The organism is Streptomyces sp. NPDC040589 (genome assembly GCF_055594445.1).
On sequence record NZ_JBVIWP010000011.1, the window covers coordinates 107,533 to 129,378 of the forward strand.

The window sequence follows — 21,846 nt, forward strand, 5'->3', positions numbered from 1 at the left end:
CCCGCACTCACCGGAGCGTGCACCGCATGGACACGGCACCTTCCGCTCAGCCCGCCACCACCACCCCGGCCGCCGGCAACCGCCGCCGGGTAGCCACCGCGGCAGCGCTCGCCTCGGCCGTCGAGTGGTACGACTACTTCGTCTTCGGCATCGCCGCCGCGCTCGTCCTCGGCGATCTCTACTTCCCCGCGGGCAGCCCCACCGCCGGCGTCCTGGCCTCGTTCGCCACCTTCGCCGTCGGCTTCCTCGCCCGCCCCATCGGCGGCATCGTCGCCGGCCACCTCGGCGACAAGCGCGGCCGCAAGCCGATGCTGGTCCTCGCCCTCACGCTGATGGGCGTGGCCACCACCGGCATCGGCCTGCTGCCGACGTACGACACGATCGGCGTCGCGGCCCCGATCCTGCTGGTCCTGCTCCGCGTCGCCCAGGGCGTCGCCGTCGGCGCCCAGTGGGGCGGCGCGATGCTCCTGGCCACCGAGTACGCCCCGGAGGGCAAGCGCGGCGTCTACGGCAGCGTCGTCCAGCTCGGCGTCCCCATCGGCGTGGTGACCGCCAACACGGTCTTCCTGGTGGCCGGCGCCCTCACCACCGACTCGGCGTTCGCCGCCTGGGGCTGGCGTGTGCCGTTCCTGGTCGGTCTGCTGGTCCTCGGACTCGCCTGGTACATCCACACCCGCGTCGAGGAGACCCCCGCGTTCCGGGAGGCCGAACGCGCCCTCGCGGAGAAGGAGAAGACGGAGCAGAGCTCGCCGCTGCGCACGATCCTGCGCGGTCACCTCGGCACGGTGCTCCTCGCCGGCGGTTCCTTCGCCGTCAACACCGCGACCTTCTACATCCTGATCACCGGCGTCCTCGACTACACGACCCGCGAGCTGGACATGAAGAAGAGCGCGGTGCTCACCGTCTCGCTCTGCGTCAGCCTCACCCAGCTCGTGCTGATCCCGGCCGCCGCCGCGCTCTCCGACCGTGTCGGCCGCATCCGGATCTACGCCCTCGGCGCGGTCGGCATCGCGCTGTGGGCCGTACCGCTCTTCCTGCTGATCGACACCGGCTCGCTGCTGTGGCTCGCGGTCGGCACGTTCGTCGCCAGCTGTTTCCTGAGCATCATGTACGGCCCTCAGGCCGCCCTGTTCGCCGAGCTGTTCACGCCCGAGATGCGCTACACCGGCGCCTCCCTCGGCTACCAGATCGCGGCCGTCGCCGGCGGCGGGCTCGCGCCCTTCGTCATGGTGCTGCTGCTGGAGGCGACGGGCACCTCGATGGCCGTGTCCGGCTACATCATCGTGCTCTCGGTGATCGCGCTGGTCTCGATCAAGGTCCTCGCGGACCGGGCGCGTGCGGCGGAACCGGCGGCCGAGCCGGCTGCCGAGCCGGCGGAGGAGGCCGAGTCAGCGGGCTGAGTCCGCGGCCTCCTCGGGCCGGGGCTCCGGAGCCGCTCCCGGAGCCCCGCCCCGAGCCGCCGCCCGCGACCGCGACCGGGACACCGCGACACCCGCCAGGCACAGCACACCGCCGACCAGGGTGAGCAGCCCCGGCACCTCGCCGAGGAACAGCCAGGACATCAGCACGACCAGCGCGGGCGCCGCGTACGTCGTCGCGCCCATCCTGCTCGCGGTCGTCCGGGACAGGGCGTACGCCCACGTCGTGAAGGCGAGGGCGGTCGGGAAGATGCCCAGGTACACCATGTTGAGCGTCGCGGAGGCCGGCGCGTCGGCGGCCTCCTGGACGAGCTGCCCGGCGAACGGCAGACACAGCACCGCGCCGACCAGGCAACCGAACGTCGTGACCTGCAAGGGACTCGCCGAGCTCAGCGCCGGCTTCTGCGCCACGACACCACCGGCGTACGCGACCGCCGCCAGCAGGCACAGCACCACCCCGAGCACCGAGGATCCGCCCTCGCCCGACATCGAGAGACCCACCGTCACCGCACCGGCGAACGACACCGCCATCCCCGCCAGCAGCCGCGGCGGCATCGGGTCCCCGAGCAGCCGGGCACCGAGCAGCGCGATCAGGATCGGCCCGGTGTTCACCACCAGGGCGGCCGTGCCCGCGTCGACCTGCTGCTCGCCCCAGTTGAGGGCGACCATGTAGAAGCCGAACCACAGCAGCCCCGATATCGCGATCCCGCGCCAGGCCGGGCGCGGCGGCCATCCCTCCCGCCGCAGCAGGCAGATCACCCCCAGCGTCAGCGCTCCGGCCAGCAGCCGCCCGAGCGCCAGCGCACCCGGCGAGTACGCGTCACCCGCGCTGCGGATCGAGACAAAGGCGGACGCCCACAACACGACGGTGACCGCGGCCGCCACGGCGGCCAGCAGCCCCTCCCGGCGGGCGGGGTGGGTGGGGGAGGTGTTCATCATGCTCCTGAGGCTAGGTACGGGACCGGCACGGACGCTCGCGGATTTCGGACGAGGGGTTGGGGCGGGAGGGGGCAGCCGGTTCGGGCCGGGGGCCGAGGCTGGTGGTGCGGGTCGGGGGTTGAGGGCCGAGGGCGGGGCTCGGGTGGTGCGGTGGCCGGTGGCGTGTGGCCATGCGGGCGCGGCCCGGCCAAGGCACTGCGCCTCGTCGCGTGTGCGGTGGGCGGGGAGCGCGTCGGCAGGCGCGCCCCCCGCCGAAGGCGCTGCGACCCGACCAGGATGCTGCGTCTGGGGTGGTGGGGTGGGTGGTGTGTCTTGCCATGCCTCCCGCGCCCCGACCAGGGTGCTGCGCCTCGGGCGTCGCGGTGGACACGTGCGTCGTCGGGACCGGCCGCCGCGCCCCGGCCGAAGCCGTCGCGGGCCCGGTCAGGGCTCAGCCCAGCGCCGCCGCCTCCACGCCCAGCAACTCGGAGAGGGCCTGTTCACCGGCCGCCGTCACCTTCACGGCCCGCTCGGAGCCGATGCGCACGCACCAGCCCGTGTCCAGGGCGTGCCGGCACAGGGCCGCGCCCGCGACGCCCGCGAGATGCGGCCGGCGTTCGGTCCAGTCGAGACAGGCCCGGGCCAACGGCCGACGGCCCCGCCGTTCGAGGCCGATACCGGCCGACGCGAACCACGCCAGCCCCGTATCGGTGAGCGCGAACCCGGTCTCCTGTTCCAGCAGCCCGCGCGCCGTCAACGCGTCGGTGACCGCGATGCCGAGCCGCCCGGCGAGATGGTCGTAGCAGGTGCGCCCCCGGGCCATCGCCGAACCGGCGCTCGACTCCCGCAGGCTCCGCGGCCGTACGGCCGTGCCCGGCGCGACCTGCGCGGCCAGGTCCTCCAGCAACTGCGCGACCCGCGCGTCGGCGAGCCGGACGTACCGGTGCCGGCCCTGCCGCTCCTCGGTGAGCAGCCCGCCCGCGACGAGCCTGCTCAGATGCTCGCTCAGTGTCGACGCGGCGACACCCGCGTGCCGCGCCAGCTCACTCGCGGTCCAGGCCCGCCCGTCGAGCAGCGCCAGCAGACACGCGGCCCGGGTCTCGTCCGCGAACAGCCCGGCGAGCCGTGCCAGGCCCGTGGCCCGCGGATCCCTCGTCGTCATGGCCCCAGCATGGGACACGAACCGTTCGGCCGCCGCCGAAGTGTGCCTACGCGGTCCGCCGCACCTGCTCGTACTGCCGCGCCAGCCCGTCCAGCAGGGCCGTCAGCCCCGTCTCGAAGGCCCGCTCGTCGATCTTCTCCTGCTGCTCGGCGAGGAGATGGGCCTGCTGGAGATGGGGGTAGTCGGCGGGGTCGTAGGCGCTCGCGTCGTCCACGAAGCCCCCGGCGAAGGAGCCGAGCGCGGAGCCCATCACGAAGTACCGCATCAGCGCGCCGATGGACGTGGCCTGCGCCGGCGGCCAGCCCGCGGCGACCATCGCGCCGTAGACGGCGTCCGCGAGGCGCAGCCCCGCCGGGCGGCGGCCCGGGCCGCGGGCCAGCACCGGGACGATGTTCGGGTGGTCGCGCAGCGCGGCCCGGTAGGAGACGGCCCAGTCGTGCAGCGCTGTCCGCCAGTCGCGGCCGTCCTCGAACATCGTCAGGTCCACCTGGCCGCTCACCGAGTCGGCGACCGCCTCCAGGATCTCGTCCTTGGTGCGGAAGTGGTTGTAGAGCGAGGGCCCGCTGACCCCGAGTTCGGCGGCCAGCCGACGGGTGGAGACGGCCGCCAGGCCCTCCGCGTCCACGAGCGCGCGGGCCGTCTCGACGATCCGGTCGGTGGAGAGCAAGGGCTTGCGCGGTCGGGCCATGGCGCACATAGTAGGGCTGCGCCCAGAAACTAGCACTGCTAATTTAAAGGTGCGGCTTTCAACGACGTACGGCTTTCCCTGGGGTGACGTGTGGTGAACCTGGAACTCGGCGAGGAACAGACCGCGGTCCGGCAGCTCGCGCGGGACTTCGTGGAACGGGAGATCACCCCGAACGTCATCGCCTGGGACCGCGCCGAGGAAGTCGACCGCGCGATCGTCAAGAAGCTCGGCGAGCTCGGCTTCCTGGGCCTGACCATCGACGAGGAGCACGGCGGCTCCGGCGGCGACCACCTCGCGTACTGCCTGGTCACAGAGGAGTTGGGCCGGGGCGACTCGTCCGTGCGCGGCATCGTCTCCGTCTCGCTGGGGCTCGTCGCCAAGACCGTCGCCGCCTGGGGGAGCGAGGCGCAGAAGCGCCGCTGGCTGCCGGGGCTCACGTCCGGCGAGGCGGTCGGCTGCTTCGGACTGACCGAGCCGGGCACGGGCTCGGACGCGGGCAGCCTCGCGACCCGGGCCGTACGGGACGGCGACGACTACGTCATCAGCGGCACCAAGATGTTCATCACCAACGGCACCTGGGCCGACGTCGTCCTGCTCTTCGCACGCTCCACGGACGCCCCGGGCCACAAGGGCGTCTCCGCCTTCCTCGTCCCCACCGACACTCCCGGCCTGACGCGCCGCACGATCCACGGGAAGCTGGGGCTGCGCGGCCAGGCCACGGCCGAGCTGGTGCTGGAGGACGTGCGGGTGCCCGCCTCGGCGCTGCTGGGGGAGGAGGGCAAGGGCTTCTCCATCGCCATGTCCGCCCTCGCCAAGGGCCGGATGTCGGTCGCCGCGGGCTGTGTCGGCATAGCCCAGGCCGCGCTGGACGCGGCGGTGCGCTACGCGGGCGAGCGCGAGCAGTTCGGGAAGCCCATCGCCCAGCACCAGTTGGTCCAGGAGCTGATCAGCGACATCGCCGTGGACGTCGACGCCGCCCGGCTGCTGACGTGGCGGGTCGCCGATCTGATCGACCGTGGGCAGCCGTTCGCCGTCGAGTCGTCCAAGGCCAAGCTGTTCGCCTCGGAGGCGGCCGTCCGCGCCGCGAACAACGCGCTCCAGGTCTTCGGCGGGTACGGCTACATCGACGAGTACCCGGCGGGCAAGCTGCTGCGGGACGCCCGGGTGATGACCCTCTACGAGGGCACCAGCCAGATCCAGAAGCTGGTCATCGGGCGTGCGCTGACGGGGGTTTCGGCATTCTGAGTACCTTCTGAGTACGTCGGCGGATGTGGCACGGGCCACTTCGGCCGAAGCTTGCCCCCATGAGTGACACACCGGGCAAGCAGCAGAACACGGCCGCCTTCTACGGCCAGGCCGTCGCCTCCTTCGCCGTCGCCATGGCGGCCACCGCCATCGGCATCTACCAGCTGAGCGCCGACGCCTGGGTCCGGGGCTTCCTCGCCGTCGCCGTCCTGTACCTGGTCACCTCCGCCTTCACGCTGGCCAAGGTGATCCGGGACCGGCAGGACGGGGCGGCGGCGCCCGCGCCCGCGTACACCCCCTTCGAGAAGCGCTGAGCGGCCGCACTAAGCGACCGCTCACCTTCGGCGGTATGGTGGTGCACCTGCCAGTGGAGAGGGGCACGTGATGGGTACGGCGGAGGAGACGGCCGGCGGCGAGGCGCAGGCGTGGGGCGAGGTCACGCCCGACGCGGCGCGGCGGCTGCTGATCGCCGCGGTGGAGGCCTTCGCCGAGCGCGGGTACCACGCCACGACGACCCGTGACATCGCGGGTCGCGCCGGGATGAGCCCGGCGGCGCTCTACATCCACTACAAGACCAAGGAAGAGCTGCTGCACCGCATCAGCAGGATCGGGCACACGAAGGCCCTGGAGATCCTGCGGACGGCGTCCCGGCGCGAGGGCGGCGCCCGCGAGCGCCTGGCCGACGCGGTCAGCTCCTTCGTCCGATGGCACGCCGGCGGGCGCACCACGGCCCGAGTCGTCCAGTACGAGCTGGACTCGCTCGGACCGGACGCCCGGGCCGAGATCCTCGCGCTGCGTCGGCAGTGCGACGACGAGGTGCACGGGATCATCGTGGACGGCGTGGCGTCGGGCGAGTTCGACGTGCTCGACGTCAAGGGGACCACCCTCGCGGTGCTCTCCCTCTGCATCGACGTGGCCCGCTGGTTCAACGTCGACGGGCCGTGGACGCCGGACGAGGTCGGCGCGCTGTACGCCGACCTCGTGCTGCGGATGGTCGGAGCCGGGGAGCCGGCGCCGGCTCAGAAGTAGTAGCGCGCCACGGACTCGGCGACGCAGACGGGCTTGTCGCCGCCCTCGCGTTCCAGGGTGAAGGCGACGGTGACCTGGACACCGCCGGTCACGTCCTCGACGCCGGTGATCGTGGCGGTCGCGCGCAGCCGGGAACCGACCGGTACCGGCGCGGGGAAACGCACCTTGTTCGTCCCGTAGTTGACGCCCATCTTCACGCCCTCGACGGCGATCAGCTGCGGCCCGAAGAGGGGGAGCAGCGACAGGGTCAGATAGCCGTGCGCGATGGTCGTGCCGAAGGGGCCGGCGGCGGCCTTCTCGGGGTCGACGTGGATCCACTGGTGGTCACCGGTGGCCTCCGCGAAGAGGTCGATCCGCTTCTGGTCGATGTCGAGCCAGTCGGTGTACCCCAGCTGCTCGCCCACCGCCGACTTCAGGTCGTCGACGGACGTGAAGATCCTCGGCTCTGCCATGTCCCGGCCTCTCGCATGTCAGGGAAGCTGTTTCTCTAAGCGACTGCTTAGCATGGTCGGCCGCGGGGGGTCGTGTCAACGGACTGGGTAGGGTTCGATGGGTGCCCCAGATTCCAGAGCAGATCCATGAGCTCACGGTCGGCCAGCTCGCGGCGCGGAGCGGCGCGGCCGTCTCCGCGCTGCACTTCTACGAGTCCAAGGGCCTGATCGGCAGTCGCCGGACCTCGGGCAACCAGCGCCGCTACTCACGCGACACGCTCCGCCGGGTCGCCTTCATCAGGGCCGCCCAACGGGTCGGCATCCCGCTGGCGACGATCCGCGAGGCGCTGGCGGAACTCCCCGAGGAGCGGACGCCGACGAAGGAGGACTGGGCGCACCTCTCGGAGGCCTGGCGCTCCGAACTGGACGAACGCATCGCGCAACTGAACCGCCTGCGCGACCACCTCACCGACTGCATCGGCTGCGGCTGCCTCTCCCTCGAAGGGTGCGTCCTCTCCAATCCGGACGACGCCTTCGGTGAACGCCGCACGGGCTCCCGCCTGATGGTGGACAAGGGGCGCGCGTAGTCGTCTGCGCGGTGGTGGTGGGTCGGGGACGTGTCGGGGGGTGTCCGTCCTCGGAACGGCGCGATGGGGTCTCGCGCCGACTGACTGTTCGTTGACGCGCCAACCGCTGCGGGCGGACACCCCCCGACACGTCCCCTTGCGTAGTCCCCCCAGCTGCGGGCATGCGTGCCGCTAGGGGCGGCACGGGTGGGCGCAGCGGCACCCCGCACCGCCGGGCTGCGCACCCCCCCCCGGCCCAAGCACCAACCCCGAGTGCTTGCCCATCAACCCGCCCCGTACTCACCCAACCCCGCCACCACCAACTCCGCATTGGACCCGGCCCGCCTCCCGTCCGGCAGCACCAGTACATCCTCCAACCCGACCCGCGTAGCCACCCCCAACCGTCCCGCGAGCCGCAGCACAGGCCAAGCACCCCCGTCCTCTCCGTGCAGCAGCACAGGACGGCCATGGGCGGAACCGATCTCGGACAGCAACGCCCGCGCAGAGGCAACGGCACTCTCCGTATCCGTGTCCGTCACCTCGGCCAGCACCCGCAAAACCCTCGGCCCCAGCGAGGACGCGGCGAACCGCTCCGCCCCGTCCGTCCCCGACCAGATACCCGCCTCCACCCCCACCCCGAGATCGAGGAGTGCGGCGGCCACCTCCTCCGCCCCCGGCTCATGCCAGTTGACCGACGCATGGTCGGGCAGCACGGTCCAGCCGCGGACGCGCTCCAGCCTGACGGCAGGGTCCGGCTCCGCCCACGCCCCCGTCGTCACCCCGACCGGCACCGACACCCGCGCCCGAATCGCCTCCAGCGTCACCGCGAGCACCCGCGGCGACACCGTGTCCCGCCCGCACGGCGTCTTGGGATGGACATGGACATCCGTGGCCCCGGCCGCGACGGCCTCCGCCGCCGACTCGGCCATCGCCTCGGGCGACAGTGGCACCGCCGCACCGTCGGCGGCTCCCCGCGCCCCGTTCAGACACACCTGCACCATGTCCCGATGGTGCCAGTCACCACTGACAGCCGGCCCCCGCGACGCCAGTGGGGGTGCGGCATCCCCGGCGCACCCCCCGCGCACCCGCGTTCGTCAAGCCGACATCAACAGTGGCCTCGCCCGCCTGGCGTACGCCAGGGACTCGGGCGTGAGCACGGGACGCGGTACCAGGATTCCGCAGTCCGTGCAGACCGGACCCGCCGATGGTTCGTGGTCCAGGTCGTACTTCCAGGCGAGTTGCTCCCCGCCGCACACCGGGCACGCCGAGCCCGGTTCGCGCTCCAGCGCGGCGATCAGCCGGCGCAGCACCTCGGCCAGCGGTTCACGGGGATGGACCGCCGGATCGTCGCACCACGCCACGCCGAATCCGCCCCAGGTCAGCCGGTGCCAGTCGTCCACGCTGCCCGGCCGGCGCAGTCCGTCGTGCTTCTCCTTCTTGCGGCGCTCGGCGAACTCGACCTCGTAGGCCAGCCAGACCGCCCGCGCCTCCTCCAGTTCGTCCAGTGCGGCCACGAGCCGCACTGGATCGGGGGACCGGTCCTCGGGACCGAACCCTGCCCGGGAGCACAAATGGTCCCAGGTCGCCCTGTGCCCGTAAGGGGCGAACCTCTCAAGGCACTTGCGCAGCGAATAGCGCCGCAATGCCAGATCGCACCGCGGATCGCGGACCTGTCTCGCCAGACTCCGGAAACCGGCCATCGTCCTGCACCTCCGTCACACCTGCACCTGTAATCCGGTCACTTCGGCGTCGTCGTACGGACGTCGCCGAATAGACGTATCGACAAGCGAATCGGCTCCATCCGATTTCAAATGCCCTCCATAAGCCGTCCTAAGAGGCCCGCGAGTCGACTGCCGTGGTCCGTGTGCCTGTTGTGCTGACTCCAAGAAGTGACGCTTGTTCATCTTCAAACCCGGGGATACCGGCGGTAACATCCGGCCACCCCCTCGGGAGGAGCCCCCCACATGTCACGGCGTACCCCACGCACCGTTCTCGACGGAATGAGAACTCCCCGGGGAATCCCCGGGTTCCTGAAGACCGCTTCGGTATGCGCCCTGATCGCAGGACTTTTGTCGCCGCTTGCCCCGGCGGCCGCCGCGGAAACGCCGACCGCGCAGGCCGCGGCCGTGGCGAACGACCACTGCGGCAACCAGTGTTCGGACATCCTCCCGCCCGGCCAGAACGGCAACGCCACCCTCGCCCAGATCCTCCTCAACCAGGCCTTCGGCACCCAGCCCGAGCACGCCGAGGACCAGCTCGGGCCCTACGCGAACCTCGCCAAGGGCTACACCGGCCTCACCAACGACAAGATCAACAACTTCTTCAACGACGCGTCCTTCGGAGTCCCGGCGGATCAGGTCGCCTCCACCGTCAAGCCCGCCGGGCGCGGCGACGTGACGATCGTCCGTGACAAGAAGACGGGCGTGCCGCACATCACCGGCACCACGCGGTACGGCACCGAGTTCGGGGCCGGCTACGCGGCCGCCCAGGACCGGCTGTGGCTCATGGACGTCTTCCGGCACGTCGGTCGCGGGCAGCTGACCTCCTTCGCCGGCGGCGCGCCCTCCAACCAGGGCCTGGAACAGCAGTTCTGGCGGCACGCCCCGTACACCGAGGCCGATCTGCAGGCGCAGATCGACAACGCCGTCGCCACCAACGGCGAGCGCGGCAAGCAGGCCCTCGCCGACGCCACGGCCTATCTCGACGGCATCAACTCCTACATCGACGCCTCCGACAGCGGCCGCTACTTCCCCGGCGAGTACGTCCTCACCGGCCACAAGGACTCCGTCACCAACGCCGGGACGATCGAGCGCTTCAAGATCACCGACCTGGTCGCGCTGGGCTCGGTCATCGGCGCGCTGTTCGGTTCCGGCGGGGGCGGCGAGGTCAACAACGCGCTGTCGCTGCTGGCCGCCCAGGAGAAGTACGGCGTGGTGGAGGGCGCCAAGGTCTGGGAGTCCTTCCGCGAGCGCAACGACCCGGAGGCCGTCCTCACCGTCCACGACGGCAGCTTCCCGTACGCGACCAAGCCCGACGACCCGCAGGGCACGGCCCTGCCCGACGCCGGTTCCGTGGAGCCGGAGCCGCTCGTTTACGACCGCACCGGCAGCGCCGCGACGGCCGGTTCCACCGGCGCGTCCGGCGAGGCGGCCAAGACGGCCCTGTCGTCCGCCAAGCGCGGCATGTCCAACGCTCTCGTGGTCGGCGGCGAGCACACCGCCAGCGGCCACCCCGTCGCCGTGTTCGGCCCCCAGACCGGCTACTTCGCCCCCCAGCTGCTGCTGCTCCAGGAGATCCAGGGCCCGGGCATCAGCGCCCGGGGCGCCTCCTTCGCGGGCCTGAGCATGTACGTAGAACTCGGCCGCGGCCAGGACTACGCGTGGAGCGCCACGACCTCCGGCCAGGACATCATCGACACCTACGCCGTCGAACTGTGCCAGGACGACTACCACTACCTGTACCGCGGCACCTGCACGCCGATGGAGAAGATAGAGCAGAAGAACGCCTGGAAGCCGACCACCGCCGACGGCACCGCGGCCGGCTCGTACACGATGCGCGTCTGGCGCACGAAGTACGGCCCCGTCGAGTACCGCGCGACGGTCGGCGGCAAGAAGGTCGCCTACACCACCCTGCGCTCGTCCTTCATGCACGAGGCCGACTCCATCATCGGCTTCCAGATGCTGAACGACCCCGGCTACGTCAAGGGCCCGGAGTCCTTCCAGAAGGCGGTGCGGCACATCAACTACACCTTCAACTGGTTCTACGCCGACTCCGAGCGCACCGCGTACTACAACAGCGGCGACAACCCGGTGCGCGCGAACGGCGTCGACGCCGAGTTCCCGGTGTGGGCGCGGCCGGCGTACGAGTGGCGGGGCTGGGACCCGGCGGCCAACACGGCCGACTACACCCCGCCCTCCGCCCACCCGAACTCGATCGACCAGGACTACTACATCTCCTGGAACAACAAGCAGGCCAAGGACTACACGACCGCGTCCTGGGGCAACGGGTCCGTGCACCGCGGCAACCTCCTGGAGGACCGGGTGAAGAAGCTGGTCCAGCAGGGCGGGGTGACCCGGGCCTCGCTGGTGAAGGCCATGGCCGACGCGGGAACGGCCGATCTGCGGGCGGAGGACGTCCTGCCCAAGCTGCTGAAGGTCGTCACCAGTTCGCCGGTCACCGACCCCGCCACCGCCGCCGCCGTCGGCAAGCTCCAGGCCTGGGTCGCGGCCGGCGGCAAGCGCACGGAGACCTCGGCCGGCTCCAAGAAGTACGCCGACGCCGACGCGGTCCGCATCCTGGACGCCTGGTGGCCACTCCTGGTCGAGGCCGAGTTCGAACCGGGCCTCGGCAGCGAGCTGTACGAGGCCATGACCGCCAACCTGCCCGTGGACGAGTCCCCGTCGGCCGCCCACGGACCGACCGGCGCGCACGCCGGAAGCTCCTTCCAGTACGGCTGGTGGAGCTATGTCGACAAGGACATCCGGGCCGTGCTCGGCGAGCAGGTGCGGGGCCCGCTCGCCAGGACGTACTGCGGCGACGGCAGCCTCGGCGCCTGCCGTGACACCCTCGTCAGCACCCTGAAGGAGGCGGCCGGCAAGACCGCCGCCCAGGTCTACCCAGGTGACGACCAGTGCTCAGCGGGCGACCAGTGGTGCGCCGACTCGGTCATCCACCGCACCCTCGGCGGCATCAAGCACGGGAAGATCAGCTGGCAGAACCGGCCGACCTACCAGCAGGTCGTGGAGTTCACCTCGCACCGGTGACCCGGCGGCCCTGAGAACAGGCGGCGGGTCAGCGCACGCGGCCCGCCGCCAGCACCAGCCTCGCCAGCTCCTCGTGCAGGATGTCGCTGTGCGCGCCGGCCGGCGGCCCGCCGCGTCTGACCACCGCCGCCACGTCGACGTTCACGCACCCCGAGGCGGGCAGTTTCGCCGTCAGGGCCTTGGCGAGGGTGTACGCGCGCGTGCCCGGCACCGCCCGCACCCCGCCGCAGCCCATCGCGCCCCATTTCTCGCCCAGGGCCCGGCTCAGGTCGAGGCCCGCGACCGAGTGGCTGTCGCCCGCCATCCGTGACGCCAGCGGATAGATCGTGCCGAGGGCCGAGTCGTGCCGGGAGTGGCAGCACACCACAGGACCGTCGACGCGGTTCTGCTGCCCTTGAAGCACCCCTCCGGCGCGGGCGTCGTGCGGCAGCCGGGCCGCGAACGCGTAGTGCGAGAACGCCCCTTGGAGCAGCGTCACGGACTTCACCGTGCGCACGCCCTCGGGCAGTCCGCGCAGTGCGAACGACACCAGCCGCGCGCCGAAGCTGTGCCCCACGAGGTGCACGCGCACGCCCGGCGCCACCGCCGCGAGCTGCCCGACGACCCTGCCGAGACCGCGCTCACCGACGGTTCCGGCGCGCCGCTTCATCGCGTAGTACGTCGCCTGCCGCAGCAGTTCGTGCGCGCCGTCCCAGGGGTTCGGGAGCCTGAAGTCCCGCCGCGCGCCGGACGCTTCGAGTTCCGCGAGCGCCTGCGCGTACTCCTCGCAGGCCGCCGCCGAGGATCCGGTGAACATCTCCGGCTCGCTCTGCGGCACCCCCTCCGCCACCGTGTCCGCCGTGAACAGCTCCTGCGGTCCGGGCGCCACCACCTCCACCAGCAGCCGCACCAGCCGCCCGAACTCCTCCAGCTCGGCCTCCTCCGCCGGCTGTTGCTCCAGCAGCCGCGCGATCTGGTCGACGAGGATCGCCCGGCCCGGGAAGGTCTCCAGCAGCGCGTGCCGCGTGTCCTTGTCGAGCACGGGCCGCCTGGGGGCCTCGGCCGCCACGGCCCGTGGCAGGTCCGGGATCGGTTCGTCGGAGAACCGCATCGCCGGCCACAGCACCCCGACGTACCCGACCCGGGCCGCCGGGACCAGCCGCGGGACGGGCGCGAGGAAACGGTCGTAGAGCCGGGTCGCGCCCGAGCGGTCGTTGTTCCAGCCGTGCGCGAAGACGATCAGGTCGCGCACCTTCCGTTCCGCCACCCCGGCGAGCAACCGGTCCCGCTGGCGGCCCGCCGGGTCCCCGTCCGCGTCGAAGGTCAGCTCCCAGTAGGGAGTCACACTCATCGCCGGATCCGCCATGACAGGCCCCCTAGGTCGTGTCCGCAAGGTCCCGGCGTCCGGCCGCGGGGCAGGCGGGACTTTGCGGACACGGCCCAGCCCCCGGGTGACGCCACGATCTGGGCGCATCGTCCTGCCAACGGGGCGGCTTGGCCATACGTCACGGGCGCATTGGGGAGCGGTATGCCTCGCTCAGCGGTAGACGAGGTACTCCCGCCGCATCCGCCGGAACACCGCAAGTTCGCTCTGCCACCCCGCCACGACCTCGTCGGTGTCCGCGCCCGCGTCGATCATCGTGCGCACGCGCGTGGAGCCGGTGAGCTTGTCGATCCAGTGGTCGGGTCGCCAGGCGAAGCCGCTCCAGACCTGCTTGGCGGTCACGAGCAGGGCGATTCCCGTGCGCACGGGGTCGAACGCGGCCCGGTCGTGCACATGGACCTGTACGCCGCCGATCGTCCTGCCCTGGAACTTCGAGAAGGTGGGCGCGAAGTACGCCTCCCTGAACCGCACGCCGGGCAGCCCGAGTTCGTTCGCCCTGCCCGCCCAGCGCCGGTCGACGCCCTCCGCGCCCAGCAGCTCGAACGGCCGGGTCGTGCCACGCCCCTCCGACAGGTTCGTGCCCTCGAACAGACACGTCCCCGAGTACACCAGGGCCGTCTCCGGCGTCGGCATGTTCGGGCTCGGCGGCACCCAGGGCAGACCGGAGGAGTCGTAGAAATCCGAGCGCTTCCAGCCCGACATCGTCACGGTCTCCAGCGGCACGGGGTCGGTCAGGAACTCGCCGTTGAACAGCCGCGCCAGCTCCGCGACGGTCATCCCGTGGGCCTGGGAGATGGGCTGCCGCCCGACGAACGTGGCGAACTCCTTGTGCAGCACGGGTCCCAGCGCCGCCCGCCCCGTCACCGGGTTGGGCCGGTCAAGCACCACGAACCGCTTGCCGGCGAGCTGTGCGGCCTCCATGCAGTCGTACAGCGTCCAGATGTACGTGTAGAAGCGCGCGCCGACGTCCTGGATGTCGAAGACGACCGTGTCCACGCCGGACGCGGTGAAGATGTCGGCGAGGGGGCGGCCGCTCTTGAGGTACGTGTCGTAGACGGGCAGGCCGGTCGCCGGGTCGTCGTAGCGGCCCTCGGAGCCGCCGGCCTGGGCCGTGCCCCGGAAGCCGTGCTCGGGGCCGAAGACGGCGGCGAGGTCGACGCGGTCGTCCCCGTGCATGACGTCGACGATGTGGCGGGCGTCGCGGGTGATGCCGGTGGGGTTGGTGACGATGCCGACCCTTTGGCCGTCGAGCAGGGCGTAGCCGTCTTGGGCGAGTCGTTCGAAGCCGGTGCGTAGTTTCTTGTGGCGCTGGGCGGCGGCCGCGGTGGAGGTGGCTGATACGGCTGCCGCCGTGGCGGTGGTGAGTACGGCTCGTCTGGAAGGGCGCATGCGGTGACCTCCTTGAGCGGGGACGGTCGGCATGGGCACGGTATGCGCTTCCGCGTGCCGTGGGGAGGCCGCGGCCCGCCTGTGGCTTGTCGCGCCCACGCGGCGGAGCCGCATATGGGTGCAGCCCCGCCCCTCAAGGGCGTTGTCGACACCCCTTCCGTGGTACATACCGACCGGTTAGTCTGGCGCCATTGCTGAGCCGCGTCTAAGGAGACCGATGGTGGGAGCCTTTCAAGGGGCTGGAGTCGTTGTCACGGGGGCCGGTGGCGGGATCGGGGCCGCGCTTGCCCGGCGCTTCGCCGCCGAGGGGGCCCGGGTCGTGGTCAATGACCTGGACGCCGAGCGGGCCAAGCACGTCGCGGACGAGGTCGGGGGGATCGCCGTGCCCGGTGATGCCTCGGCGGTCGTCGGGGACGCCCGGGACGCGCTCGGCGGGACCGTCGATGTGTACTGCGCCAACGCCGGGGTCGCCTTCGACGGCGTCGATTCCGGTCGGGCGGTGGACGAGAAGGCCTGGGCGACGTCCTGGGACGTGAACGTCATGGCGCATGTCCGGGCCGCCGAGGAGCTGCTGCCGGCCTGGCTGGAGCGCGGCAGCGGCCGGTTCGTGTCCACCGTGTCCGCCGCCGGGCTCCTGACCATGATCGGAGCCGCGCCCTACGCCGTCACCAAGCACGGCGCCCTCGCCTTCGCCGAGTGGCTGTCGCTGACGTACCGGCACCGGGGCGTGAAGGTCCACGCCATCTGCCCGCAGGGCGTCCGCACCGACATGCTCGCCGCCACCGGCAGCGCGGGCGACCTGGTGCTGCAGCCGACCGCGATCGAGCCGGAGGCCGTCGCGGACGCCCTGCTCAAGGGCATCGAGGAGGACCGGTTCCTGATCCTGCCGCACCCGGAGGTCGCCGCCTACTATCAGGCCCGGGCCGGTGACCCCGACCGGTGGCTGACCGGCATGAACCGCATCCAGCAGCAGTGGGAGGAGACCCGGTGACCGAGTCCCGCTACGCGGCCAAACCCTGGCTCGCCCTGCTCAGCGAGGCCCAGAAGGGCCCGATAAGCCCCGCCGGCTCCCTCGTGCACGCCCTGCGACGGGTGGTGGCCGAGACGCCGGACAGCGACTTCCTGGCCTACTTCGACGGCCGGCTGACCTACCGGGAGGTCGACGAGCTCAGCGACTCCGTCGCCGGGTACCTCGCGGCACGCGGCCTGGAGCGCGGCGACCGGGTCGCGGTGCTGCTCCAGAACTCTCCGCACTTCGTGCTCGCCGTGCTCGGCGCCTGGAAGGCGGGCGCGGTGGTCGTGCCGGTCAACCCGATGTACAAGTCGGGCGAGGTGGCCCACGTCCTGCGGGACGGCGAGGTCGCCGCGCTGATCTGCTCGGACCGGGCGTGGGAGTCGTATCTGCGCGAGACGGCCGCCGACTCGCCCGTGCGGATCGCGCTCACCGGGTGCGAGCTGGACTTCCAGACGCGTGACGACGCGCGCGTGCTCAGCTTCGAGCGGCTGCCGCAGGCTCCGGACGCCGATGATCTGGTGACGGTGGCGCGAGCCGGGAACAAGGCACCGGCGGACCGTACGCCCGGTCCCTCCGACATCGCGCTGATCAGCTACACCTCCGGCACGAGCGGCACGCCCAAGGGCGCCACCAACACGCACGGCAACATCATGTACAACGCCGAGCGGCAGCGGACCGGCCTGGGGCTGCCCGAGCGGCCCGTGTACTTCGCGATGGCGCCGCTGTTCCACATCACGGGCATGGTCTGCCAGTTCGGCGCCTGTCTGAACAGCGGGGGCACGCTCGTGCTGGCCTACCGCTTCGAGGCGGGCACGGTGCTGGACGCGTTCGCCGAGCACGCGCCGCACTACACGGTCGGCCCGTCCACGGCCTTCATGGCGCTGGCCGCCCACCCCTCCGTCACCCGTGACCACTTCTCCTCCTTCCGGGTGATCTCCTCCGGCGGCGCCCCGCTGCCGCCCGCGCTGGTGGAGAAGTTCCGGGCGGGCTTCGGGCCGTACATCCGCAACGGTTACGGGCTGACCGAGTGCACCGCGCCCTGCGCCTCCGTGCCGCCCGGTCTGGAGGCGCCCGTCGACCCGGCCTCCGGGACGCTCGCCGTGGGCCTGCCCGGCCCCGACACGGTCGTACGGATCGTCGACGACAACGGCGACGAGGTGCCCTTCGGCGAGCAGGGCGAGATCGCCGTACGCGGCCCGCAGGTCGTGCCCGGCTACTGGCGGCGCGCCGACGCCACCGCCGAGACCTTCCCCGGCGCCGAACTGCGCACCGGCGACATCGGCTTCATGGACGAGCAGGGCTGGCTGTACGTCGTCGACCGCAAGAAGGACATGATCAACGCGTCCGGCTTCAAGGTGTGGCCGCGCGAGGTCGAGGACGTGCTGTACACGCACCCGGCGGTGCGCGAGGCCGCCGTCGTGGGGGTGCCCGACGGCTATCGCGGGGAGACCGTCAAGGCGTACATCAGCCTGCGTCCGGACGCCGAGACGGACCCGGATGCGCTGGCCGCCTACTGCAAGGAGAGACTGGCCGCCTACAAATACCCGCGCCAGGTGGAGATCCTGCCCGACTTGCCGAAGACGGCCAGTGGGAAGATCCTCCGTCGGGAACTTCGTTCCCGTACGCAAGGCAACTGACAGCAGTACGGAAAGGCAGGTGGCGGCAGTGCCCAGGACTACGGACTCGGACGGCACCCCCGTGCCTCAGCGGCTCCTGGCCGCCGCCACCCGGCTCTTCGCCGAGCGGGGCTACGACCGCACCTCGGTGCAGGAGATCGTCGAGGCGGCAGGCGTCACCAAGGGGGCGCTGTACCACTACTTCGGCTCCAAGGACGACCTTCTGCACGAGGTGTACGCGCGCGTGCTGCGCATCCAGCAGGAGCGGCTGGACGCCGTCGCGGACGCGGACGAGCCGGTGGAGAAGCGGCTGCGGTCCGCGGCCGCGGACGTCGTGGTGACGACCATCGACAACCTCGACGACGCGATGATCTTCTGGCGGTCGATGCACCATCTCAGCCCCGAGAAGAACAAGCAGGTCCGCTCCGAGCGCCGCCGCTACCACGAGCGCTTCCGGGCGCTGGTCGAGGAGGGCCAGGAGTCGGGCATCTTCTCCAAGGCGACCCCGGCGGACCTGGTGGTCGACTACCACTTCGGCTCGGTCCACCACCTGTCGACGTGGTACCGGCCGGAGGGTCCCATGAGCCCCCAACAGGTGGCCGACCACTTGGCGGACCTGCTGATGCGGGCACTGCGCCCATAGCCGCCCAACCCAGCCCGTCCGGCGTTTGAGGACGAGGCCGTTCAGGCCGATCGGGGGTCCAGGGGGCGCAGCCCCCTGGCGGGGTCGAAGGGGCAAGCGCCCCCGGAGATGGGACGGGCAGGGGCGGCGGGGGCGAGGAAACCCCCACCGCCCGCCCCGCCTACAGGTACTTCTTCAACTCCCGCCGGGCCAGCGACCGCTGATGCACCTCGTCAGGCCCGTCCGCGATCATCAGCGTCCGCGCCCCCGCGTACAGCTCCGCCAGCGGGAAGTCCTGACTGACACCCCCCGCACCGTGCAACTGGATCGCCCGGTCGAGAATGTCCACCACCGCACGAGGCGTAGCGATCTTGATCGACTGGATCTCGGTGTGCGCCCCCTTGTTCCCCACCGTGTCCATCAGCCACGCCGTCTTCAGCACCAGCAGCCGCAACTGCTCGACCGTCACCCGCGCGTCCGCGATCCAGTTGTGCACCACACCCTGCTGCGCCAGCGCCTTGCCGAAGGCCGTACGGGACACGGCCCGCCGGCACATCAGCTCGATCGCCCGCTCCGCCATGCCGATCAGCCGCATGCAGTGGTGGATCCGGCCGGGACCGAGCCGGGCCTGCGCGATGGCGAAGCCACCGCCCTCCTCGCCGATCAGGTTCGACGCGGGCACGCGCGCGTCGTCGAAGATCACCTCGGCGTGGCCGCCGTGGGAGTGGTCCTCGTAGCCGAACACCCGCATCGCGCGCTTGACGGTCACGCCCGGCGTGTCGCGGGGGACCAGCACCATGGACTGCTGACGGCGGATGTCGTCCCCGTCCGGGTCCGTCTTGCCCATCACGATGAAGATCTTGCAGTCCGGGTTCATCGCCCCGGAGATGTACCACTTGCGGCCGGTGATGACGTAATCTCCCCCACTCTCGGCTCCGCTCGAGCGGGAGGTGCCCCCCTCGTCCCGCCGGATGTGCGTGGTGATGTTGGTGGCGTCCGAGGAGGCCACCTCCGGCTCGGTCATCGCGAACGCCGAGCGGATCTCGCCCGCCAGCAGCGGCTCCAGCCACTGCTTGCGCTGCTGCTCGTCACCGAACTGGGTCAGCACCTCCATGTTCCCGGTGTCGGGCGCCGCGCAGTTCGTCGCCGTAGGCGCCAGCTGCGGGGACCGGCCCATGATCTCGGCGAGCGGCGCGTACTGCAGGTTGGTGAGCCCGGCCCCGTACTCGGAGTCCGGCAGGAAGAGGTTCCACAGGCCCTGCCTGCGCGCCTCGGCCTTCAGCTCCTCCACCACCGCCGGCGTCTCCCACGGCGAGGCGAGCTTGGCGCGCTGCTCCTCCGCCACCGCCTCGGCCGGATAGACGTACTCGTCCATGAAGGTGAGCAGCTTGGCGCGCAGCTCCTCGGTGCGTGCGTCGAACGCGAAGTCCATACGGATCAGCCCTCCTGAAGGCCCTCGTGAAGCGTGGTCAGCCCGTGCCGGACGAAGACGGGCACGAGGTCGCCGATACGGTCGAACCCGCGCCCGACCGTCTGGCCGAGCGTGTAGCGGTAGTGGATGCCCTCGAGGATCACGGCGAGCTTGAACCAGGCGAACGCCGTGTACCAGGAGACCGCGGAGACGTCGCGCCCCGAGCGCGCGGCGTACCGCTCGATGAGTTCGGACGGTGCCGGATGCCCGGGGGCCTCGGCGGTCGTGGAGACGGGGGAGTCGGGCATGCCCAGCGGCATGCTGTACATGACCAGCAGGCCGAGGTCGGTGAGCGGGTCGCCCAGCGTCGACATCTCCCAGTCGAGGATCGCCCGGATGGTGTCGTCCTCGCCGATCAGCACGTTGTCGAGCCGGTAGTCGCCGTGCACGACGGCCGGGGCGGGGGAGCGGGGCAGGTCCCGGCCGAGGGCGGCGTGCAGTTCGTCGATGCCGTCCAGGTCGCGGTTGCGGGAGGCGTCCAGCTGCTTGCCCCAGCGCCGCAGCTGCCGGTCCAGGAAGCCCTCGGGCCGGCCGAAGTCCGCGAGACCCGCCTCGCCCGGGTCCACCGCGTGCAGCTCCACCAGCGTGTCCACCAGGTTCAGCACCGCGCCCCGGGTCCGCTCCGGACCGAGCGGCACGAGCTGGTCGGCGGTGCGGTAGGGGGTGCCCTCGACGAACTCCATGACGTAGAAGGGCGACCCGAGCACCTCCTCGTCCTCGCACAGCAGCACCGGCCGCGGAACCGGCACGGCGGTCGGATACAGCCCGCTGATCACCCGGTGCTCGCGCTTCATGTCGTGCGCGGTGGCCAGCACATGGCCGAGCGGCGGCCGCCGTACGACCCAGCGCGCGGTGCCGTCGGACACGGCGTACGTGAGGTTCGACCGGCCGCCCTCGATCAGCCGGCCGGACAGCGGGCCGTTCACCAGGCCGGGCCGCTCCCGGTCGAGCAGGCCGCGCAGCCGGTCGAGATCGAGTCCGGGCGGGTGGTCGGGGCTCATGCGTCGCTCCTACGGGGAGATGGACGGTTCCCGACTCATGATGCCGACCGGTCGGTATGTCGTCCAGAGGGGGGCCGAAACGTGATCGGAGCCACGATAGGCCGACGGCTCCTCGCGCGAGACGCCGGGGAGGCACAGGGACCTTCTTCGTTCAGGCCAATCCGGCTTGCGTGCCGCGCGGGGAGCCCGGAAGGTCAAAGCCATGAAGGCCATCAGCTACTCACGGTACGGCGGACCCGAGGCGCTGGCGTTCGGGGAGGTCCGCGATCCCAAGGTCGGCCCGGACGCGGTGCTGGTGAAGGTGCGGGCGGCGTCCGTGAACCCCGTCGACTGGAAGGCCCGCGAGGGCTACCTCGACGCCGTCCTCGAACCCGTCTTCCCCGTGGTGCCCGGCTGGGACGTCTCGGGCGTCGTCGTACGACCCGGCGTGGCCGTCTCGGAGTTCGACGTCGGGGACGAGGTCATCGGGTACGTCCGCGAGGACTTCCTCTCCCGGGGCACCTTCGCCGAGTACGTGGCCGCGCCCCTGCGCACCCTCGCCCGCAAGCCGCGCAACCTCTCCTTCGAAGAGGCGGCCGGGCTGCCGCTGGTCGGGCTCACCGCCTACCAGGTGCTGCTCAAGGTGCTCCAGGTGAAGCGGGGCGAGACCGTCCTGGTGCACGCGGCGGCCGGCGGCGTCGGCTCGATCGCCGTCCAGCTCGGCACCCACCTCGGCGCCCGGGTGATCGGCACGGCGAGCGAGCCCAACCACGACTTCGTGCGGGGCCTCGGCGGCGAGCCGGTGACGTACGGCGAGGGCCTGGGCGAGCGGGTGCGCGGGCTGGCGCCCGAGGGGGTGGACGCGGTGTTCGACACGGTCGGCGGTGACGCGCTGAAGGCCTCGGCGAACCTGCTGGCCCCCGAGGGACGCCTGGTGTCGATCGCCGACGGCGACGTCGTGAACTACGGCGGCCGCTACTACTTCGTACGCCCCGACGCCGAGGACCTCCAGCGGCTGACCGACCTGGCGGAACAGGGCGTGGTGAGCGTGCACGTCTCCGAGACGTTCCCGCTGGAGCGGGCGGCGGACGCGCACCTGCTGAACCAGGAGGGCCGGACCCGAGGCAAGATCGTCGTGACGGTGGACTGGGAGGCGGAGGGCGCGTAGCC

The 21,846-nt window shown here is 71.7% G+C and carries 20 protein-coding genes; 10 read left to right on the plus strand and 10 right to left on the minus strand.

All coding sequences use genetic code 11. The features are described 5' to 3' along the window. Positions 1 to 26: 26 nt before the first annotated feature. The gene (locus ACZ58V_RS35360; RefSeq protein ID WP_471295256.1) at positions 27 to 1,400 is read left to right on the plus strand and encodes an MFS transporter; all 1,374 of its coding nucleotides are present in this window, start codon (positions 27 to 29) and stop codon (positions 1,398 to 1,400) included. Here ACZ58V_RS35360 and ACZ58V_RS35365 read toward each other — a convergent pair. From ACZ58V_RS35365 to ACZ58V_RS35375, 3 genes are all read right to left on the minus strand, one after another. Next, complete coding sequence (locus tag ACZ58V_RS35365; RefSeq protein WP_468197259.1) at positions 1,389 to 2,357, minus strand: DMT family transporter; 969 nt, start codon at positions 2,355 to 2,357, stop codon at positions 1,389 to 1,391. The genes ACZ58V_RS35360 and ACZ58V_RS35365 overlap by 12 nt on opposite strands. A gap of 430 nt (positions 2,358 to 2,787) precedes the next feature. Then, complete coding sequence (locus ACZ58V_RS35370) at positions 2,788 to 3,498, minus strand: ArsR/SmtB family transcription factor (protein ID WP_468197261.1); 711 nt, start codon at positions 3,496 to 3,498, stop codon at positions 2,788 to 2,790. A 46-nt stretch (positions 3,499 to 3,544) separates the two neighbouring features. Continuing rightward, positions 3,545 to 4,186, minus strand: a complete 642-nt coding sequence (locus ACZ58V_RS35375; protein WP_261683994.1) for a TetR/AcrR family transcriptional regulator — start codon at positions 4,184 to 4,186, stop codon at positions 3,545 to 3,547. A gap of 93 nt (positions 4,187 to 4,279) precedes the next feature. On the opposite strand from ACZ58V_RS35375, the gene ACZ58V_RS35380 reads away from it, so the two are divergent. The 3 genes from ACZ58V_RS35380 (at position 4,280) to ACZ58V_RS35390 (ending at position 6,460) form a co-directional block, all read left to right on the plus strand. Then, positions 4,280 to 5,431: an acyl-CoA dehydrogenase family protein gene (locus ACZ58V_RS35380; RefSeq protein ID WP_471295260.1), complete on the plus strand. Its 1,152-nt coding sequence runs from the start codon at positions 4,280 to 4,282 to the stop codon at positions 5,429 to 5,431. Between the two features lie 59 nt (positions 5,432 to 5,490). Continuing rightward, the gene (locus tag ACZ58V_RS35385; protein ID WP_468197266.1) at positions 5,491 to 5,745 is read left to right on the plus strand and encodes a YiaA/YiaB family inner membrane protein; all 255 of its coding nucleotides are present in this window, start codon (positions 5,491 to 5,493) and stop codon (positions 5,743 to 5,745) included. A gap of 70 nt (positions 5,746 to 5,815) precedes the next feature. After that, the gene (locus ACZ58V_RS35390) at positions 5,816 to 6,460 is read left to right on the plus strand and encodes a TetR/AcrR family transcriptional regulator (RefSeq protein WP_468197268.1); all 645 of its coding nucleotides are present in this window, start codon (positions 5,816 to 5,818) and stop codon (positions 6,458 to 6,460) included. Here ACZ58V_RS35390 and ACZ58V_RS35395 read toward each other — a convergent pair. Then, on the minus strand, positions 6,451 to 6,912 hold the full coding sequence (locus tag ACZ58V_RS35395; RefSeq protein WP_468197270.1) for a MaoC family dehydratase: 462 nt from the start codon (positions 6,910 to 6,912) through the stop codon (positions 6,451 to 6,453). The two genes, ACZ58V_RS35390 and ACZ58V_RS35395, sit on opposite strands and share 10 nt — an antisense overlap. Positions 6,913 to 7,013: 101 nt before the next feature. On the opposite strand from ACZ58V_RS35395, the gene soxR reads away from it, so the two are divergent. Beyond that, complete coding sequence (gene soxR / locus ACZ58V_RS35400; RefSeq protein ID WP_468197273.1) at positions 7,014 to 7,478, plus strand: redox-sensitive transcriptional activator SoxR; 465 nt, start codon at positions 7,014 to 7,016, stop codon at positions 7,476 to 7,478. A gap of 263 nt (positions 7,479 to 7,741) precedes the next feature. Here the strand turns inward: soxR and ACZ58V_RS35405 are convergent, their stop codons facing one another. Next, positions 7,742 to 8,458 (minus strand): 3-keto-5-aminohexanoate cleavage protein, encoded by a 717-nt coding sequence (locus tag ACZ58V_RS35405; RefSeq protein ID WP_471295263.1) that lies wholly within the window; start codon positions 8,456 to 8,458, stop codon positions 7,742 to 7,744. Between the two features lie 93 nt (positions 8,459 to 8,551). After that, positions 8,552 to 9,157 carry a hypothetical protein gene (locus ACZ58V_RS35410; RefSeq protein ID WP_184597526.1) on the minus strand — a complete coding sequence of 202 codons (606 nt, stop codon included), beginning with the start codon at positions 9,155 to 9,157 and terminating at the stop codon, positions 8,552 to 8,554. Positions 9,158 to 9,421: 264 nt separating this feature from the next. On the opposite strand from ACZ58V_RS35410, the gene ACZ58V_RS35415 reads away from it, so the two are divergent. Then, positions 9,422 to 12,220 (plus strand): penicillin acylase family protein, encoded by a 2,799-nt coding sequence (locus ACZ58V_RS35415; protein WP_471295266.1) that lies wholly within the window; start codon positions 9,422 to 9,424, stop codon positions 12,218 to 12,220. Between the two features lie 28 nt (positions 12,221 to 12,248). Here the strand turns inward: ACZ58V_RS35415 and ACZ58V_RS35420 are convergent, their stop codons facing one another. Together ACZ58V_RS35420 and ACZ58V_RS35425 are read right to left on the minus strand one after the other, a co-directional pair. Continuing rightward, a complete protein-coding gene (locus ACZ58V_RS35420; RefSeq protein ID WP_468197281.1) occupies positions 12,249 to 13,565 on the minus strand; it encodes a serine-threonine protein kinase in 1,317 nt (438 codons plus the stop codon). Between the two features lie 171 nt (positions 13,566 to 13,736). After that, positions 13,737 to 14,972 (minus strand): exo-beta-N-acetylmuramidase NamZ family protein, encoded by a 1,236-nt coding sequence (locus ACZ58V_RS35425; RefSeq protein WP_471295269.1) that lies wholly within the window; start codon positions 14,970 to 14,972, stop codon positions 13,737 to 13,739. Positions 14,973 to 15,189: 217 nt separating this feature from the next. On the opposite strand from ACZ58V_RS35425, the gene ACZ58V_RS35430 reads away from it, so the two are divergent. Genes ACZ58V_RS35430 through ACZ58V_RS35440 form a run of 3 tightly spaced genes read left to right on the plus strand, consistent with a single transcriptional unit; the run spans position 15,190 to position 18,246 of the window. After that, a complete protein-coding gene (locus ACZ58V_RS35430) occupies positions 15,190 to 15,963 on the plus strand; it encodes an SDR family oxidoreductase (protein ID WP_468197285.1) in 774 nt (257 codons plus the stop codon). Next, the gene (locus ACZ58V_RS35435) at positions 15,960 to 17,624 is read left to right on the plus strand and encodes a class I adenylate-forming enzyme family protein (protein WP_471295272.1); all 1,665 of its coding nucleotides are present in this window, start codon (positions 15,960 to 15,962) and stop codon (positions 17,622 to 17,624) included. The genes ACZ58V_RS35430 and ACZ58V_RS35435 overlap by 4 nt, the downstream gene beginning before the upstream one ends. A 28-nt stretch (positions 17,625 to 17,652) precedes the next feature. After that, a complete protein-coding gene (locus ACZ58V_RS35440; protein WP_189726623.1) occupies positions 17,653 to 18,246 on the plus strand; it encodes a TetR/AcrR family transcriptional regulator in 594 nt (197 codons plus the stop codon). 160 nt (positions 18,247 to 18,406) lie between these two features. Here the strand turns inward: ACZ58V_RS35440 and ACZ58V_RS35445 are convergent, their stop codons facing one another. Further along, a complete protein-coding gene (locus ACZ58V_RS35445) occupies positions 18,407 to 19,657 on the minus strand; it encodes an acyl-CoA dehydrogenase family protein (RefSeq protein WP_471295274.1) in 1,251 nt (416 codons plus the stop codon). Between the two features lie 5 nt (positions 19,658 to 19,662). Continuing rightward, the gene (locus ACZ58V_RS35450) at positions 19,663 to 20,697 is read right to left on the minus strand and encodes a phosphotransferase family protein (RefSeq protein WP_382832725.1); all 1,035 of its coding nucleotides are present in this window, start codon (positions 20,695 to 20,697) and stop codon (positions 19,663 to 19,665) included. A gap of 202 nt (positions 20,698 to 20,899) precedes the next feature. Here ACZ58V_RS35450 and ACZ58V_RS35455 point away from each other — a divergent pair, with 202 nt between their 5' ends. Next, on the plus strand, positions 20,900 to 21,844 hold the full coding sequence (locus tag ACZ58V_RS35455) for an NADP-dependent oxidoreductase (RefSeq protein WP_468197291.1): 945 nt from the start codon (positions 20,900 to 20,902) through the stop codon (positions 21,842 to 21,844). Positions 21,845 to 21,846 lie beyond the last annotated feature (2 nt).

What these genes read in the sequence shown, in the direction of transcription:
- ACZ58V_RS35445 (WP_471295274.1), bottom strand. Translation starts at nt 19,657, where the DNA reads ATGGACTTCGCGTTCGACGCACGCACCGAGGAGCTGCGCGCCAAGCTG.
- ACZ58V_RS35415 (WP_471295266.1), top strand. Translation starts at nt 9,422, where the DNA reads ATGTCACGGCGTACCCCACGCACCGTTCTCGACGGAATGAGAACTCCC.
- ACZ58V_RS35405 (WP_471295263.1), bottom strand. Translation starts at nt 8,458, where the DNA reads ATGGTGCAGGTGTGTCTGAACGGGGCGCGGGGAGCCGCCGACGGTGCG.
- ACZ58V_RS35365 (WP_468197259.1), bottom strand. Translation starts at nt 2,357, where the DNA reads ATGATGAACACCTCCCCCACCCACCCCGCCCGCCGGGAGGGGCTGCTG.
- ACZ58V_RS35410 (WP_184597526.1), bottom strand. Translation starts at nt 9,157, where the DNA reads ATGGCCGGTTTCCGGAGTCTGGCGAGACAGGTCCGCGATCCGCGGTGC.
- ACZ58V_RS35450 (WP_382832725.1), bottom strand. Translation starts at nt 20,697, where the DNA reads ATGAGCCCCGACCACCCGCCCGGACTCGATCTCGACCGGCTGCGCGGC.
- ACZ58V_RS35395 (WP_468197270.1), bottom strand. Translation starts at nt 6,912, where the DNA reads ATGGCAGAGCCGAGGATCTTCACGTCCGTCGACGACCTGAAGTCGGCG.
- ACZ58V_RS35360 (WP_471295256.1), top strand. Translation starts at nt 27, where the DNA reads ATGGACACGGCACCTTCCGCTCAGCCCGCCACCACCACCCCGGCCGCC.
- ACZ58V_RS35455 (WP_468197291.1), top strand. Translation starts at nt 20,900, where the DNA reads ATGAAGGCCATCAGCTACTCACGGTACGGCGGACCCGAGGCGCTGGCG.
- ACZ58V_RS35430 (WP_468197285.1), top strand. Translation starts at nt 15,190, where the DNA reads ATGGTGGGAGCCTTTCAAGGGGCTGGAGTCGTTGTCACGGGGGCCGGT.
- ACZ58V_RS35370 (WP_468197261.1), bottom strand. Translation starts at nt 3,498, where the DNA reads ATGACGACGAGGGATCCGCGGGCCACGGGCCTGGCACGGCTCGCCGGG.
- ACZ58V_RS35425 (WP_471295269.1), bottom strand. Translation starts at nt 14,972, where the DNA reads ATGCGCCCTTCCAGACGAGCCGTACTCACCACCGCCACGGCGGCAGCC.
- ACZ58V_RS35375 (WP_261683994.1), bottom strand. Translation starts at nt 4,186, where the DNA reads ATGGCCCGACCGCGCAAGCCCTTGCTCTCCACCGACCGGATCGTCGAG.
- ACZ58V_RS35420 (WP_468197281.1), bottom strand. Translation starts at nt 13,565, where the DNA reads ATGGCGGATCCGGCGATGAGTGTGACTCCCTACTGGGAGCTGACCTTC.
- ACZ58V_RS35385 (WP_468197266.1), top strand. Translation starts at nt 5,491, where the DNA reads ATGAGTGACACACCGGGCAAGCAGCAGAACACGGCCGCCTTCTACGGC.
- ACZ58V_RS35390 (WP_468197268.1), top strand. Translation starts at nt 5,816, where the DNA reads ATGGGTACGGCGGAGGAGACGGCCGGCGGCGAGGCGCAGGCGTGGGGC.